The organism is Silvibacterium bohemicum (assembly GCF_001006305.1).
Lineage (GTDB): Bacteria > Acidobacteriota > Terriglobia > Terriglobales > Acidobacteriaceae > Silvibacterium > Silvibacterium bohemicum.
The window spans coordinates 876,696-891,412 of record NZ_LBHJ01000003.1 but is presented as its reverse complement, the minus strand read 5'-3'; the positions used below and the strand labels follow the sequence as shown (position 1 = coordinate 891,412).

Below are 14,717 nucleotides of genomic sequence, written 5' to 3'. Positions count from 1 at the left end.
CAGAGCCTTGTTCTTTTTTCAACCTCAACTACGCGGGGTCAACGATGAATGTCCAACAAGACCTGCAAGTCAGCACCGAAAGCACCCAGAAATCGGTAGGTTTGCTGGCGCTCGGTTGGCACAAGCTGGCTGGCCAACATGGAGTCCGTCTTCAAGAACTTTGTAACCCAGATTGTTGTAGCGAAGTTGGTTCCAGTAATTGCCGCCTATTTCGTCCTCAAAGCTGCGCTTGATGGAGCCGCTGGTGAAAACCCCCTCGGGTCAATCGTCGCAGCCATCTTTCTGATGACACTGTCAGCGACGATGCAGTTGATGCAAGGCTGGAACTCCGGCGGCGAGTATGCGACGACCGATATGCTCACGTCGCTCTGGAACTACATCGTCGGCCAGATTATGCCTGCGGCGGCCGGGCTCGCCTGCGTCGGGGCCGTCGTCAACTTCATACGACACCGACCATGGACGCGGCTTGTGTTCGCTGCGATCGCGTTCCTAAGCGTGACCGGTCTTCTCAAACTGTTTCAAGCGATGGCTGCGTGAGAGGAATGCGATGAGTCTCGATGGCGCACTTACACACCTCGCGTCGTGGGCGGGAAACACCATGATGCCTACGATGGCTGGCTTGTTCTTCGCCAGCGCGGTCTATCGCTATAGCAAGGGTGGACCCTTTGAGCCGCTACTGTACGGCGGCTTCGCGTCCTTGATGTGTTCAGGCATTCTCCGCGCGCTTGAGGGCTTTGTACAGAACGCAGGGCCGACTAATGCGGATGCGTACTGGACCGCAGTTATGAGCCTCGTCAACTTTGTAGCGAACGTCATTCTCCCTATGTTTGCGCTAACCCAACTAGGAGCGATGGCCATCCACATGGGCGGCGTGGTTTCAGAGATCTACCCAGGCTCGACGTGGATCCGCAAGTTCATCGCAGCAATAGGGGCGTTGATGATCTCCGGGATCGTTCGTCTTGCCGAGTCCATGGTTACAAATGCGCACGGGATCTAAAGGAGGTCATATGAGTCTTGACTTGACGCCAGTACATCGGAACCTTCACACAAAGGTCACCTTCTTAGGGCTCGAATTCGAGGACCTGGTACTTGTTCTTGCCCTCGCAGCGCTGATGAACCTGCTTGCCCATTTTGCGGGGAGTAGCGCGCAAGTATTCGGGATGCCGCTCAACGTTTTCATGGAGTTTGTAGTTCCGTTGCTGGCGGTGCCGTTTTTGATCCTTTTCAAGTATGGCAAACCGAAGGGCTATCTCACGGATCTTGTTCGCTCGATTCTGGCGCCCAAGGCGTGGTGCGCACTTGAGCGAGATTCCCAACTAGTGCAGCCTTACATCGCTGACGAGGAGGAGTGACGAGATGAATGCGTCATTCACGACTCGACACGACGGTTCGGTTGCGATGCATCTTGACACTGAAGCTGCCAAGGCTGTCTTTGCCAGCGTTGTCTTCGCGGCTCAATTCCATGAGGACATTGTCCCTCTGACTGAGATAGCAAGACGTGGTCTCTGTGAGCAGGAATCTCGATTGAACGAAGGAGAAGTGTCATGCCAATGACCTACGCACAACACGACAAAACGTTGAAGGTTCCTGCCATGTGCGAGCTCTTCCCTCTGCGTGACCTCCCGATGGGCGACAACATTATGGTGCGGACGAACGGAGCGTTCGTTGCCGGTTATGAGTTGAAAGGCATCCAGTCCTACTTCGCAACCGACGATGACCGGAATCGTAGCAAGTCTCAACTCGAAGCTCTGTTACGCGGAGTTCCAGATGTCAGCATGCGCATTCAGTTTCGCTATGAAATCTCCGAACATCTCGGCAGCCTGCTTGATAGTTACATCGATCAGGGTCGTGCAGAGCAATCGGAAGTCATGGCTCTTGATGCGCACCGGCTAAATATGTGGCGCGAGAAAGAGGAAGGAGGCTACTACTTCGAGCCGAGGCTCCATGTCTATTACATCTGGGATCCCAGGATCCACGCCAAGCTGTATCACTCGGCGGAGCAGAACCGCAAGCTTGGCGCGTTCACGATGGGACAGAAAAAGGTGATCCAGCGCCTGCGCAAAGAACATGAGACATTTCTGGCCGAGTTTGAATCGTTACTTCGTGGTGTTGAAGGTTCGATGGAGGTGGCGTCTCTTGGTCCGCGCCGACTTTCAACGCAGGAGCTGTTCGAGGCTTTGGAGAGTTCCCAACACCCCACTCGCCGAACCTATCGTAGCTACATCCCGGGCGAAGAGACGTTGGAGTATCGCAGCGCGCGAGAACAGGTGACACAGTCCAGCATCCTTAATGAGACAGAGAGCTACCTCAACATAGACGGATACCTCTATTCAGTCATCAGCCTGAAGGAACTTCCCGACGCCACGTTCCCAGGAATGCTGCAAAAATTCTCCACTCTTGGATTCCCTGTCGTGGTGAGCGGTCAAGTTCTGGTTCCAGATCAAGTGAAAGTTCTGAAGGGATACAAGAAGCGGCTTCAAAAGATGACCGCTGCCCAGAAGGATGCGAACGGAAACTTCAAGATTAATGCGGAGGCTGAAGTAGCGCAGGCCCAGTTGCTGCAGGTACCTGCAACGCAAGGTGTCCGACACAGGCTATCCGCCCAGAGACTGGGTCGGAGAACACATCCTCATCTGGCAAAAGGCCCACGGGCCGGTTCCCAATGGCTTTGCCGTTGCATTCAAGGACGGCAACAAGGCGCACGTTGCCCTCGACAACTTCGAACTCATCTCTCGCCGAGAGCTGATGCGACGCAACACGATTCACAACTACCCGCCGGAGCTGACCGAACTCATCCGACTCGGTGCCTCGCTCAAGCGCCAGATAAGGAAAATCGATGAAGAACAAAATCACAGACCTTCGCAATCATCTCTTTGAGACCATCGAGGCACTCAAGGACCCGGACCACCCAATGGAAGTGCAACGCGCCAAAGCGATCTACGAGACGGCGCAGACGATCATCGAGTCCGGGAAGCTGGAGCTGCAGTTCATCGACCTCGTCGGCAAGGGCGAGAACTCCCCGTTCTTCGAACAGCCGAAGCTGGTGCAGCCCGCTCCGGCACGCAAGGAGATTACGGCCAACGCTTCGAGCTAGCCCAGCAGGATCGAGCGAGCACTCATTCGCAACCACCATCTCTCGCCTAAAGCAGCGGCCAAGTCTGGCCGCTTTGCTTTTTCTGGAATCCTTATGCCAGCCAAACCCTTCGATGCTTCCCAGTTCGTCGCCACTCAATGGAATACTGCCGCAGACAAAGCCACCTTCGGAAATGCAGTTCTCAACTTCATCGAGTCAGAATGGAAGAGAAGCCTTTTCACCAAGAGCTTCTACCAACGCCTCTCCAACTGCTTCGGACACATCGCCCACTACGACATCCACGGTTTCTACGAGACCTGGTTCACGACTGACAGAGACAGGCTCAAATTTCTGAAGCACACACTAGCCTGGCCTTGCTGGGGCGATCCGACATTCACGTACTCCGATGTGGAGCGCGTCATCAAGCAGCAGGTCCGGGCAAGAAACTATCTCGCTCTCTACGAGCTGAGGGCCGCAGAAGAGCTGCGCACCACCGAAATGGCAGTCCTCACGCGGCTTGAGGCCAAGTATCGCGCTCCCGCGAATCCCGGGGCTGACGCCATCGAGGAAGCTGCCTTTGTGACCGAACCTACAGATCCCCAGCCATTGATTGCACCTTTCGAACCCGTTCAAGGGAGCCTTTTCTAAGCATCTCCCTGGAAAGGAAGACCATGCCATACTCCGTCTACTACCGAGGGGAGATCCAGATCACCCCGCCTCTGTCCGAAGAGCACGCCGCAGCCGTTCTCGCCTTTTCAAAGAAGGAGCGCAACGAATTCACTGAGCCCATCTTCGCGAGGGTCGCAGCCAGCGAGGAACCCGATCTGCCAGGATATTCGAACCTGTTTGTCCTCTCCGAGGACAGGTCGACGATCCTGCCTGATGAGGATGAGAGCGACCACGGACTGAGGCTATGGCTCGTCCTGCTCGTCCAGCACTATCTTGAGCCACTCGGTTATGTTCTGAACGGCGAGGTCTCCTGGGACTCATCCGATGTCGATGACCGTGGCTGCATCTTCGTCAAGGACAATGCGGTCGAAGCGGCCGACGACGTCGTTCTCAATCCCGGTCCAAGCTGGTCCAGCGATCACTACGCCGATGAGCGCCTGAAGGAGATCCTTCAAGACCTCGTTGACTCGGCCGATGACACAGGCTGCTCCGCGGACCTGACGGTGGTCTCGCGGAAGTACGTCGGCTACCTCCAGCAAGCCCTTCCCAAGCTCTGACCAGCACAGCAAGCAACTTCTCCAACCATGCATCGCGAATCTGGCGGCAACCGCTCCCTTCGTCGCCCGCAAGGAGACCTATGTCCAGACTCCGCCTCCACCATCACAACGACTGCCCACGCTGCCCGGTCATCGGGGGCGAAGACATGCCCGGCGACGAGTATTTCGAGCTACTCTCGCTGCGCTTTAACATCCGCGTTGCGCACAAGCTCGCCTTGGAGCATGACCTGATCCGTGTCGATCCCCTTGCGCTGGCGCAGTGGCTTGAACACGCCCGCATTCTAGAGAGCCATCTGTGGCACGTGCCGACGAACGCGGGCCACGGCATCATGGTGACGCTACCTGCCGGTTGCGGCAAGCCCCTGATTGATGGGAACCACCGCGCGGCGAGGGCGTTGCGGCTCGGAGAGCCTTTCTTCGTCGCGGAACTCACAGAGAGCGAGACGCTCGATTTGTTGCGCCTCAGTATGAATCCCGCCATCGCCGATCACTTCTGGAATCGCATGCAGGCCTCCAGACCTCATCCAGCCGACCGATAGACCCAAAACGTCAGCCGGATCACACCGCTGCACCCACCCTCAACTCAATCCAAGGAGAAGCCCGTTATGGCTACCGCCCTCAAGACGGAAGTTCTGCTGCGCGAATTCTTTTTCAACGGAGTTCGCATCCCCGATCCCGCGCCCGAGATGAGCGTCGATGAAGTTCGCGACTTCCTCACGCCGAGCTATCCGGAGATCGCAACCGCAACCATGACCGGCCCCGACGCGACCGGCTCCGCCCTCCGTTACACCTTCGACCGCGCCATCGGCACGAAAGGCTGAGGCGTGACGGGGCCAAACGAAGGCACCAACGGAATCACCAGGGAGGAGTTGTTGGCGCTCTTTGCGGCCAAGGCCAATGCTCCTCCCAGTGGCCCGAACGAACTCCTGGTGAGGCATCTGAAATGCAAAGAGTCCCGCAACCTCTCCGAGGCCGTCGCGTCCGCAGCACATCACTACATCAGTCCGGGAGACCCGAGACTGCTGCCACCTTCCGAGTTGCTCCCACCGCTCGCGTAGAGACACTCGCGGGGCAATTCGGCCACGCCCTTCCCACCTTCAATGGTGTTCCGACCTTCTACGCGCACGAAGTCCATTCTGAGCTGCTTTACGATCTGTGTGCCTGCCTTGTGCGCTGCGGAATCGGCCAGCCGTCCCACTGGAGCAACGCGGGAGACAGCGGCAACCGGTTCGTGCAGAACGTCCTACGCGCTGCGATCACCGACGAGCGGATCGATCTGCTCGAACGCAACCTTGAATACCATCTTCAGGTCGGTGATGTTATCGAGCGGTACGGCTATGACCGTGGTCTCGAGTCGCGTGAACTCGCGGTCCTCATCAACTCCGGAAACTGCGGCTATTTCGAGATTGGCGAAGCGATCGAGGCCCTTGAGAAGGAAAAGAGAGGCCTGGGAGCCGCCTTCTACTGGCAGCTCACGAGTGCGCTCTATCGCGTCATGCGCGTCTACAACCACGACGATGCCCTGATGCATGAAGAACAGCTGCACGAATGGGCGGATCAGGAAGATGAGGAAGCCCGAGAGCAATACGAGTTCCCTGAGGTCAAGAAGACTTTGCCGGAGTGCATTCGCAAGACGCTCAAGCATGGAGACCGGAAAATCAAGGACCGCCGCCTCCTTCTCAAGCACATGGATGGGAAGTTCGGAGCATGGATCGCGAGGCTACGCCGGATGCAGACGCTCTCCCGCCTCTACCCGAAGTCGGGCAAGGACCTCTCCGACGGCTACTACGATTCCCTGCCCCTGCCTTCGCTGCTGGTTGTCTTCAAACAACACGATGCCATCGCGGCGTGCTTCGATGAGGAAAGCCAGCACATGCTGGAGACCTCGCCCGAGCCAGCGCTGTCGATCGTGTTCTCACCACACGACGACGCCGAAGTCCGCCAGGCAAAGCGAATCGTAGAACGCTTCATCCTCTTCAACTGCGAGCTATTCCAACTGGTCGAGGACATTCAAAACTGGGGGTCGAACCATGAACGTAGAGACGTCGATCGGGGAGAACTATCACTTCGAGCTGCATGATGCTCTGCTGGTCTACCAGGGACGCGGCACGAGCTTCGTCACCAGGCACGAGGTAACCCTCTCCAAGAGTGCGCCTCCAGTCCTTGGTCCCGCACAGCAGTTGACGGTGAGCTTTATCGATGCCCTTGTCCGGTCCGTGGGCGGCAACGTGAAGGCAGAGATCCTGCCCGACAATGTCCTCGCGAAAGGCGACCGCATGATCGCATGGTGGACGCCCCAGCGCCGCCGGGCGATGTTCTACAAGAACTCCGAAGGCAAGGTAAAGCACCTCAATGGCAAGGTCTTCCCACAACCGCCGCTTGTATGGCATGTCTCGGAGGGGAGCCTGCGAATTCGTGCACTGATCGAGAACAAGCGACCGACTGCCACCTCAAAGCTCGCGGTGGCGCCGTTCTGGAATCTCTCGCATAACGGCTCCGTCTGCACAGGCTCCATGCGCAGGCCGGAGAGCGCATCGGTCGCCGCAATCGCATCGTGGGAACAGGGATTTTATGAATCAAACTTCTCGCACTCGAATGTCGGCCGGCTCACCCGGCACAAGGGCGGTTTCGACGGTCTGTGGAGCGCGCTCGCGAGCAAGCGCGTGACGTTCCCGAAGGACTCGCTCATCGCGCTCCCCGAAACGCTCATTCAATTCATCCAGGGAGGCCGTACATAGGCATGCGCATCGAGCACATCATCCCCGCCGGCTTGCTCGAAAACCGGCGAGTCCGAGTACTGGTCGTTGGTGCCGGGGGCACAGGCAGCGCCATCGCAATGGGGTTGCCCTATCTCGATCAGGCGATGCGTGCGTGGGGACGAAGCCAGGGCCTTGAGGTCGCGATGATGGATGCAGACGTGGTCTCCGAGACCAACTGCATCCGCCAACCGTTCTCCATCTCCGACATCGGCCTCAACAAAGCCACCGTCCTCATCAATCGCATCAACCTGTTCTGGGGAACGGAATGGAAGGCTCTTCCGTTCCACCTCGACAAACGTGCACGGATCAACGATCTCCATCCGGACATCGTCATCGGTTGCGTCGACACCCGTGCTGCACGAGCAACTATCGAGGAGGCACTCCGAGGCTCGCTCAACCGGACCGGCTACTGGCTCGATCTCGGCAACAACGCCGCGAGCGGACAATACATCCTCGGACAGCCCCTCAACGATCGCAACCATCGGAAGGCCGAGCGCTTGCGCACCGTCACCGAACTCTATCCTGAGGTCTCCGATGTGAAGCAGGCAGAAGATCCGCTGCCAAGCTGCTCGGCGATCGAAGCCCTGGACCGGCAGGAACCGTTCATCAACCAAACGCTTGCGATGAGCGCTCTTGCCATGCTCGCTAGGCTGTTCCGCCATGGAAAGCTGAAACACCACGGAGCCTTTTTCAACGCCGTAACCGGGCATATGTCAGCCCTCCCAATAGATCCGGAGTTGTGGAGAAAGACGCGCAGGAGATCGTTGCAACGCTCCCGAGCGTCACTCTAGTAGACAGCTTCTGAGCAATAGTTTCGAGGGGGGGGCAGCGCGCCAAGATGATCGTCAGGAGAAAGCTGACAGCAGGCGTAATCTTATTCGATATGACAGGAGCAATGGCAGAGTTTGGCAACGCTGATTTAGCCCAGGATCGATTGGGCCTGAGTCTACCGGTCGGTCAGAAGATAGCAGCGATCGTGACATTTTCCGGCGCCATCGAACACTATCTTGAGCGGGCTTTGTGGAGGCTTCGGAAGATTGATCCGAAAGGAATCAAGCCGGACACTGACTCAAAAATGATCTCTGATTTGATTGCAATGCTGGAAAGATTCGCAGCAACCTTAGCCCTCGGGGACGAACGGCTTTTGCTTGAAGGATGGTGCGCAGCGGCGCGCTCAGGGTTCACTATCCGGAATAACATCGTGCATGGTCTTCCGGTAAGACTTGGCGAGAAACTCGGCTACATGCGTAATCCAACATGGCATGGTGAGATCCGCAAGCGCGAGTTTGGCGACTTCTGGACGGAAGAAGGCACGCTTGATCTTGTCCGAGAAGCGATGGCGGTATTGCTTCGCATCGCTCATCAACTCGCCGTAGACGATGTTTCGTTGAAAGATATTGCCAGCCCTCTGGCTTTGAAGGCACTTGCAATGGCGCGCTCGGTGCTGCGTGAATTTGCCAGCAAGAACTACAACCCCACCTACGAAAAGTACTGAGCATGAGAGTGCAGCGGACTATGCCCCTTCTGCGCTATTGTGACCTTAGCGGAGGCACCGCCATGAAACATGGGATCGATCCTTCTCTTGCTATCGAAGCCAAGGCAATCACTGCACTCGCCTTCCGCAATGGTCCCATCGAAGACCTTCACGCAGGAAATGCCTGCGCGGTCTGCGCTGGAAAGCCCGAGTTCTCCCATGTCTCGGATGAAGAGATGAAACGGATCATGAAGGCGGCGGTCAATGCTATGTATCGCCTGCTCTGGCAACGAGATCATGATCCCGAGGCGTATCTGAAGTCTCTCGCTCTCGGGGAGCGCTACACCCTCCGGTGGGACGATCCCGAGATTGAGACACCGCGTCCGCGGTAACAGCACCCTTCCCAAACAACCGATCTAACAAAGGAGCCTCCATGTTCCAGGAGCTTGCACCTGTCCTGCGTCATCGCGCCATACTGATGACCATAACCCCCACCAAGGATGATCAGATCCGTGTGAATGTCCTCCCCAGGAAATTGAAGGACGATGAGAACAACGCCCTCACGACACCTCTCACAGTCACAGGAACGGTCGAGGAACTCGACGCGGACCTGGGACGGACGCTGGTCGAGTTCGTCGGTGCCCACCTTCAACTGAAGAACACGCTTGCCCAGGCCAAGGCCGACATGGATGCGGCCGCAAAGACAGCACAGGCAGAGGCCCGCGCCAAGACCAAGACGCCGGTGAACAAGGCGACGAACAGCGTTACCGTCACGAAGCCCTCACAGCAGACGTCCAAACCTCCGGAGCCCGTACAGCCGCCTCGGCCAAAGACTGCAAGCTTGTTTGATATGTCCGTTGCCGAGTCGCAGGCACCAGAGCCGGCAGCCGAAACGAATGTGCCGCAGACGAGCGTCGCCGAAGAGGACGATATCCTCTCCGAGATCAACGAAGACAACCATGAAGGCGAGCAACTCGATCAAGCCGCGTAGGCAAGCTCTCTCGCCGATGGATTGTGGGATGGATGGATCTGGCGAGGTGAGAGGCAAGGCCCTCACCTCGCCGGGCTTTAGGCCTTCTTCTTAGCAGCCCAACGTGCCTTTGCGGCATCCGAGATGGCCTTCCGGCCAGCAGCGGAGAGCGTTCTCTTCTTGGCCGGAACTGACTTCTTGGCTGGAACTGATTTCTTCGCTGATACAGATTTGGCAGCGGTCACAGCCTTCTTTCCAACTCTGGGCTTCCGAGTTGAAGCAGCGGTTTCAGCACGCGCAGAGTTCGTCTCCGGCGAACCTTCCAACAGCTGGTCACGCAATTTTGTAACGCGCTCAATCTCGCTATTAAGACGCTCAATCTCGTTGTTCAACTCAGCTACAGCACCGCTTATGCTCATCCTGCCTCGAATGGGCATGGTCGCTACCGATGGCCACAGGCTGTCACTCGTCGAAGTACAGGAAGACGGCCTGGCCATCGACGGATACCAGAAGGTCTTGCTGCCTCGGGAGTGTATGGGCGATCTACTCTCGCTGTTTGGATCGAGCAAAGATGAAACCGTCGAGTTCAGTGAGTCCGAGAACACGATCTTCTTCCAGATCGGTCACCGCACACTGAGTGTGAGGAAGCTCATCGGCCAGTTCCCGAACTACGACGCGATTATCCCGCGCGAGGCGATGGACTCGATCGTGCTTGGAGCCGCTGACTTCATGGGCTCATTGCAACGAGTGCTGCAGTTCAGCGATGAGAAGTCGAGCGGCATCCGCCTGCATATCGACAAGAACGCTCTGACCGTCAGCGCCTCCGCGCCGGGTAGCGGCGAGTCGCAGGAGGCATTGCAAACCAGCTACACCGGCGACGAGCTGACCATCGGGTTCAACGGGCACTACATCGCCGAGTTCCTTAAGACAATTGGAACCGAAGGTGCGGTGCGGGTAGCGCTGAAGAATGGCTCTTCTGCCGCTGTGATCACACCGGAGTCTTTCAATCCGGAGTATCAGCAGAAGTACGTGGTCATGCCGATGCGAGTCTGAAGGGATGCCTCACGCGCAGCATTGAAGAAGGAACCATCATTTGGCCACGGCAGCCGAATGATGGTTCCTTGCAGCGTGCAGAGGAGATTCGATGAAGATGCAAACACTCCAGTAACCACTACCACCTAAAATCAGGAGATATGAGCAGTACGGAAGGGCTATTGGTCACCAAGAGACGAACTCGCAAAAAGTTGAAACCCGATACGGAGTCGAGCCCCTGGCCCAACGATTTGTCGCGCTCGGTCCTCCTGATACGTTGGAGCACCCTAAAGGATGTCCAGGAAATAGACCTGGCATTGAGGGCCTTCAGAGCCGATTCACAAATTGCCGCCCACGACGCGCGCGACTCCGACGACGTGATCGATACGATCAAGGCCTGGCTGAGCATCGGCAAATCGCAACTGTTGTACATAGGCTCACACGGAAACTCAGAGGGGCTCAAGCCGACAACAAAGACTTACCCTGAGTTGACCTGGAACCGGCTTGCGGGCGCGTTGCGAAAAGCGCCAGAACGTTTGTGGGTTTGCCTTGGGGCGTGCGATTCAGCATCCGCTGCTGCCGCATGGGAGAGGCAAAACGATGATTTTCCCGCGTCCGTGCTGATCGCCTTTCGCTCGAATCGAACAGAGGAAGCCGAAGTCGGAGACTCTTTGCTGAAGCTTCTCGAGCTTTCTGGTTTTTATTCGGCCGGATCGCTTGAGACCAGAGCGGAACTTGAATCTATAACAACGATTGAAGAGGACATCACATCACTTAAACCCCTCAGCGACCGGATCGTCGTATTCAAACGTGCATTAGACTCCGGCAAGTACGAGATTGTTGATGCCTCGCATGAAGAACCGAACGTCGCTGAGGAACAGACTAGTGAAGAAGAATCCTTAGAACTGCTCGATGATTGGATTGAGGATCTTGAAGAAGGGGAACCCGATCCCGATCTTGATTGACTCGGCTGCCCTGTCGTAGGGATGTTCGAGTTACTGGGTCTATTCTTTGCGGAGCAGATTCAAGAACTGAGTCACACAGGTCTCAGCTAAGTCATCATTTGAAATGAAAGAGGGCTCATCCCTCCTCTTGCCAGCCTTCACCCACCCGAGTGCATAGTCCCTGGAGAGAGTTGCCGAATAGACTGCTTCGCCTACCATCTTCGCCGGCTGTATATGGCCGCCCGTGAACTCGCCGGGAAGATACAGTCTGCCTTTGTATTCGCGCACACGTAGTCTTGCGTCTTCAAGCGAGTCCAATCGCGGTTGCTCCCACCCGACAATCACTCCCAGTGAGTGATTCCTCATTACACAACTAAAATTCTCGCGTTGGCTCGCCTCCCAACCGCAACCGACGCCAAACCCGAACGTCGATTCGACCTCATCGCACCGGGTCTTGATGGCTGCGAACAAGGTCTTGGCATTCTCGCGAACCTTATGTGCCCCTTCGCCCCAACCCAACGATGACAGTGCCTGCTCATACTCCATATCCCTCTGGTGCAAGGCAGCCACATCCATCGCCGATGGAATGTGCGAAGCCTGCTCCTGCACGTACTCCGCACTCTCGAAGATCGCCCGCAATGCATTCTCGAATTTCGCGGTCAACGACTTCTTCTCCGCCTTCCGCTCCTCATCGTTTGCGTCTTCGGCCAGTGTGTACGTGATCGGAAATCGCCTGTGCACCTGGTTGAAAGGGATCGTCAGGTTCGTCGGCTCGCCATACAGGTCATTCATCACCGCGAGGATTCGCAGCGGCCCGGGTTTGTGAAGCGCGTAGCCATACTCGATGAGGACATTAGGATTTGAAGTTGGCCTTCCATTATCGCGTTGACCAACAAAGGTGAGGTCCGGAACAAAGATGCTGGCCGAAGCGATCTTCTGCATAATCGTGTCGAAGATCGAGGGCGAGCCTGGAACATTCTTGGTGTCCCTGTCGAGCTCAAGGCCATCCCGGAGTGACTCCTCAAGCTCAATATCCGCCTTAAGTCGGTCAATCGCGGACTGGAGCGCCCTCTCGATGAAGTTGCGACAGTTGATTTTCGGTCTGTCTACCTGCCAAGAATAAAAGATCGTGCCCATTCGTACCGGTCTCCGTATCTCAACAACTTATCGCACTCCCCGCAGGAAAGACACGATGATCGTCGGGCCTTCACTGTGCCTCACAATCGATTCGTGCGGGTCACGGGTCTTGGTATGTGCGGGTTCATCATTCCTTTCCACAAGAGACTTTTTGTTACCTATCGGATCGGTGAGTGCCTTGGCGATCATGCACTCACCGAGATCCGCCGATTTAGATGGCGGAGAAGCCGCCGTCGACATTCAACTCCACCCCATTCACGAAGCTCGAATCGTCGGAAGCAAGAAACACCGCGACCGTCGCGATTTCGTCAGGTCGCCCCATCGTTCCCCGCGGGATCAGCGATTCGAACATCTCCTTCGCCTCCTTAGTGAGAACTGCTTCCTGCATCGGCGTGGCGATCGGCCCCGGACCCAGCACGTTGACCCGGATATTCCTACCCTTCAGTTCGTTGAGCCACGTGCGTGCAAATGAGCGCAACGCTGCCTTGCTCGCCGCATATACGCCGAAACCAGGAAAGCCCTTCACCGAAGCAACTGATCCGGTCATGATGATCGATCCGCCATCGTTGAACAGCGGCAACGCCTTCTGAACCGTAAACAGCGTTCCACGCGTATTCAGGCCGAAGGCCACATCGAAGTGCTGCTCGGTAATCTCGCCCAGTGGTAAGGCCTCGCCCTTGCCAGCGCTCGCGAACAAGATGTCGATCTTGCCCTTTTCTCGCTTGACCGTATCGAACAGACGATCGAGGTCGTCGAGATTGGCCGCGTCACCGCGCACGCCGGTCACGTTCCGGCCAATCAGCTTGACGGCCTCATCGAGCTGCTCCTGCCTCCGACCCGTGATGAAAACGTAGGCACCCTCTTCAACGAACCGCTTGGCGCTGGCCAGTGCCAGGCCGCTCGATCCACCCGTGATGACTGCAACCTTACCTTCAAGCTTTCCCATAATTACTTCCTTTCGGTAGATGTGTAACATTCCGTACAGGAGAGTAGAGTTCTTTCGTGGTGGACGAGAACTGCTCACAAGTCCTAATCTTTTGTCTGTTCGTCCAAAACTGGGGGACTCAATTGGATCCGATAACAGACATCTTCAGAACGATGCACGTAACCGCTTTCGGTCTGCACAGGCTCGAAGCCACAGCACCGTGGGGCGTGAAACAGGAAAATCGGGCCGAAGAAAAGATCACGTCTTCCGGCAAAGAGACTTCCCCGACAGATTTGGCGCACTTCGCCATGCTTTCGCGCGGCAACTGCTGGCTGAGTGTGGAAGGAATTGTGGAGCCGATTCCCCTCACCGGCGGCGATTGCTTTTTGCTGGCTAAGGGGACTTCGATCGTTCTGCGCGACAGCCCGCGTACACGTCCAAAGTGGAGTTTCCGCGAGATTGGAGCCATGGCCAACGGCAATGTCGCTCTTTGTGGAGGTGGTGGCGTACCGACCACAATCGTTTGCGGGTCCCTGAGCTTTGATCGCGCCAGCCTGAAACCGATCACTCAGTTATTGCCGAGCTTCATTTTGATGAAGGCCGATGAAGCACGCACACTTGCTCTTCACAACACCGTGCAGGCGCTGGCGTCAGAGATGGCAGAACAGGCACCCGGATCTGAAGTCGTCGCCACTCGACTGGCCGAGGTCCTGTTTATTCAAGTGCTCCGTGCGCATATCGCGTCGGGACCAGAACGCAAGAAAGGATGGCTTCGTGCGATCTTCGATCCTCAGATGGGCACTGCCCTGAGTGCCATTCACGACAGTGTGAAGACCCCCTGGACGGTGGAATCCCTGGCCGAAGCAGCGGGCATGTCTCGCTCCGCATTCGCTGCGCGTTTCAAAGAGCTACTCGGACAAACACCGCTGGAATACGTGACCGAGTGGCGGATGCAGAAGGCGATGCGGTTACTCGAGCAGCGTGACAAAAAGCTTATAGACGTAGCTCGCTCGGTTGGCTACGAGTCCGACGCCGCGTTTAGTAAGGCGTTCAAGCGAGTGTTGGGGCCAACCCTGGTGGATACCTCAAACGTGGTTTTGAAGGCCACGGTCATGCCGGAATGTCGGAGGATTGTTGAAGCAGGTCTGCTCGACCGCAGTTCGGGAACTTAGGCAGA

The 14,717-nt window shown here is 56.8% G+C and carries 21 protein-coding genes; 18 read left to right on the top strand and 3 right to left on the bottom strand.

The genetic code is table 11. The features are described from left to right. Nucleotides 1-138 precede the first annotated feature (138 nt). From XX99_RS09330 to XX99_RS09250, 15 genes are all read left to right on the top strand, one after another. Nucleotides 139-537, top strand: a complete 399-nt coding sequence (locus tag XX99_RS09330; protein WP_050059074.1) for a hypothetical protein — start codon at nucleotides 139-141, stop codon at nucleotides 535-537. 10 nt (nucleotides 538-547) lie between these two features. Next, entirely contained in the window at nucleotides 548-997 is a 450-nt protein-coding gene (locus tag XX99_RS09325) for a hypothetical protein (RefSeq protein ID WP_050059073.1), read from the top strand. Nucleotides 998-1,007: 10 nt separating this feature from the next. Beyond that, nucleotides 1,008-1,352: a hypothetical protein gene (locus XX99_RS09320; protein WP_050059072.1), complete on the top strand. Its 345-nt coding sequence runs from the start codon at nucleotides 1,008-1,010 to the stop codon at nucleotides 1,350-1,352. A 1,228-nt stretch (nucleotides 1,353-2,580) separates the two neighbouring features. Then, nucleotides 2,581-2,877: an HNH endonuclease signature motif containing protein gene (locus tag XX99_RS28635; RefSeq protein WP_197081860.1), complete on the top strand. Its 297-nt coding sequence runs from the start codon at nucleotides 2,581-2,583 to the stop codon at nucleotides 2,875-2,877. Further along, entirely contained in the window at nucleotides 2,837-3,094 is a 258-nt protein-coding gene (locus XX99_RS09305; protein WP_050059069.1) for a hypothetical protein, read from the top strand. Before XX99_RS28635 ends, XX99_RS09305 begins: the two co-directional genes overlap by 41 nt. Nucleotides 3,095-3,187: 93 nt before the next feature. Next, nucleotides 3,188-3,721: a hypothetical protein gene (locus XX99_RS09300; RefSeq protein WP_050059068.1), complete on the top strand. Its 534-nt coding sequence runs from the start codon at nucleotides 3,188-3,190 to the stop codon at nucleotides 3,719-3,721. Between the two features lie 23 nt (nucleotides 3,722-3,744). Beyond that, on the top strand, nucleotides 3,745-4,299 hold the full coding sequence (locus XX99_RS09295) for a hypothetical protein (RefSeq protein WP_050059067.1): 555 nt from the start codon (nucleotides 3,745-3,747) through the stop codon (nucleotides 4,297-4,299). An 80-nt stretch (nucleotides 4,300-4,379) separates the two neighbouring features. Beyond that, entirely contained in the window at nucleotides 4,380-4,838 is a 459-nt protein-coding gene (locus tag XX99_RS09290; RefSeq protein WP_156185891.1) for a hypothetical protein, read from the top strand. 66 nt (nucleotides 4,839-4,904) lie between these two features. Beyond that, nucleotides 4,905-5,120 carry a PRTRC system protein C gene (locus XX99_RS09285; RefSeq protein WP_050059065.1) on the top strand — a complete coding sequence of 72 codons (216 nt, stop codon included), beginning with the start codon at nucleotides 4,905-4,907 and terminating at the stop codon, nucleotides 5,118-5,120. Between the two features lie 122 nt (nucleotides 5,121-5,242). Beyond that, nucleotides 5,243-6,379 (top strand): hypothetical protein, encoded by a 1,137-nt coding sequence (locus tag XX99_RS09275; RefSeq protein ID WP_156185890.1) that lies wholly within the window; start codon nucleotides 5,243-5,245, stop codon nucleotides 6,377-6,379. Beyond that, entirely contained in the window at nucleotides 6,330-7,037 is a 708-nt protein-coding gene (locus XX99_RS09270) for a PRTRC system protein B (RefSeq protein WP_050059062.1), read from the top strand. Before XX99_RS09275 ends, XX99_RS09270 begins: the two co-directional genes overlap by 50 nt. A 2-nt stretch (nucleotides 7,038-7,039) precedes the next feature. Further along, nucleotides 7,040-7,849, top strand: a complete 810-nt coding sequence (locus XX99_RS09265) for a PRTRC system ThiF family protein (RefSeq protein WP_050059061.1) — start codon at nucleotides 7,040-7,042, stop codon at nucleotides 7,847-7,849. A 104-nt stretch (nucleotides 7,850-7,953) separates the two neighbouring features. Next, entirely contained in the window at nucleotides 7,954-8,553 is a 600-nt protein-coding gene (locus tag XX99_RS09260) for a hypothetical protein (protein WP_184084784.1), read from the top strand. 62 nt (nucleotides 8,554-8,615) lie between these two features. Continuing rightward, complete coding sequence (locus XX99_RS09255; protein WP_050059059.1) at nucleotides 8,616-8,924, top strand: hypothetical protein; 309 nt, start codon at nucleotides 8,616-8,618, stop codon at nucleotides 8,922-8,924. Between the two features lie 41 nt (nucleotides 8,925-8,965). After that, nucleotides 8,966-9,523 (top strand): PRTRC system protein E, encoded by a 558-nt coding sequence (locus XX99_RS09250; RefSeq protein WP_050059058.1) that lies wholly within the window; start codon nucleotides 8,966-8,968, stop codon nucleotides 9,521-9,523. A 77-nt stretch (nucleotides 9,524-9,600) separates the two neighbouring features. Here XX99_RS09250 and XX99_RS27695 read toward each other — a convergent pair whose 3' ends face one another. Beyond that, on the bottom strand, nucleotides 9,601-9,894 hold the full coding sequence (locus tag XX99_RS27695; RefSeq protein ID WP_184084787.1) for a hypothetical protein: 294 nt from the start codon (nucleotides 9,892-9,894) through the stop codon (nucleotides 9,601-9,603). Between the two features lie 43 nt (nucleotides 9,895-9,937). Between XX99_RS27695 and XX99_RS09245 the strand changes: the two genes are divergently transcribed. Together XX99_RS09245 and XX99_RS09240 are read left to right on the top strand one after the other, a co-directional pair. Beyond that, complete coding sequence (locus XX99_RS09245; RefSeq protein ID WP_184084790.1) at nucleotides 9,938-10,555, top strand: DNA polymerase III subunit beta; 618 nt, start codon at nucleotides 9,938-9,940, stop codon at nucleotides 10,553-10,555. Nucleotides 10,556-10,695: 140 nt separating this feature from the next. After that, the gene (locus XX99_RS09240; protein WP_050059056.1) at nucleotides 10,696-11,499 is read left to right on the top strand and encodes a hypothetical protein; all 804 of its coding nucleotides are present in this window, start codon (nucleotides 10,696-10,698) and stop codon (nucleotides 11,497-11,499) included. 39 nt (nucleotides 11,500-11,538) lie between these two features. Here the strand turns inward: XX99_RS09240 and XX99_RS09235 are convergent, their stop codons facing one another. Both XX99_RS09235 and XX99_RS09230 read right to left on the bottom strand, forming a co-directional pair. Continuing rightward, the gene (locus XX99_RS09235; RefSeq protein ID WP_050059055.1) at nucleotides 11,539-12,615 is read right to left on the bottom strand and encodes a hypothetical protein; all 1,077 of its coding nucleotides are present in this window, start codon (nucleotides 12,613-12,615) and stop codon (nucleotides 11,539-11,541) included. Between the two features lie 211 nt (nucleotides 12,616-12,826). After that, nucleotides 12,827-13,561: an SDR family NAD(P)-dependent oxidoreductase gene (locus tag XX99_RS09230; RefSeq protein WP_050059054.1), complete on the bottom strand. Its 735-nt coding sequence runs from the start codon at nucleotides 13,559-13,561 to the stop codon at nucleotides 12,827-12,829. Nucleotides 13,562-13,617: 56 nt separating this feature from the next. Between XX99_RS09230 and XX99_RS09225 the strand changes: the two genes are divergently transcribed. Next, the gene (locus XX99_RS09225; protein WP_231581213.1) at nucleotides 13,618-14,712 is read left to right on the top strand and encodes an AraC family transcriptional regulator; all 1,095 of its coding nucleotides are present in this window, start codon (nucleotides 13,618-13,620) and stop codon (nucleotides 14,710-14,712) included. Nucleotides 14,713-14,717 lie beyond the last annotated feature (5 nt).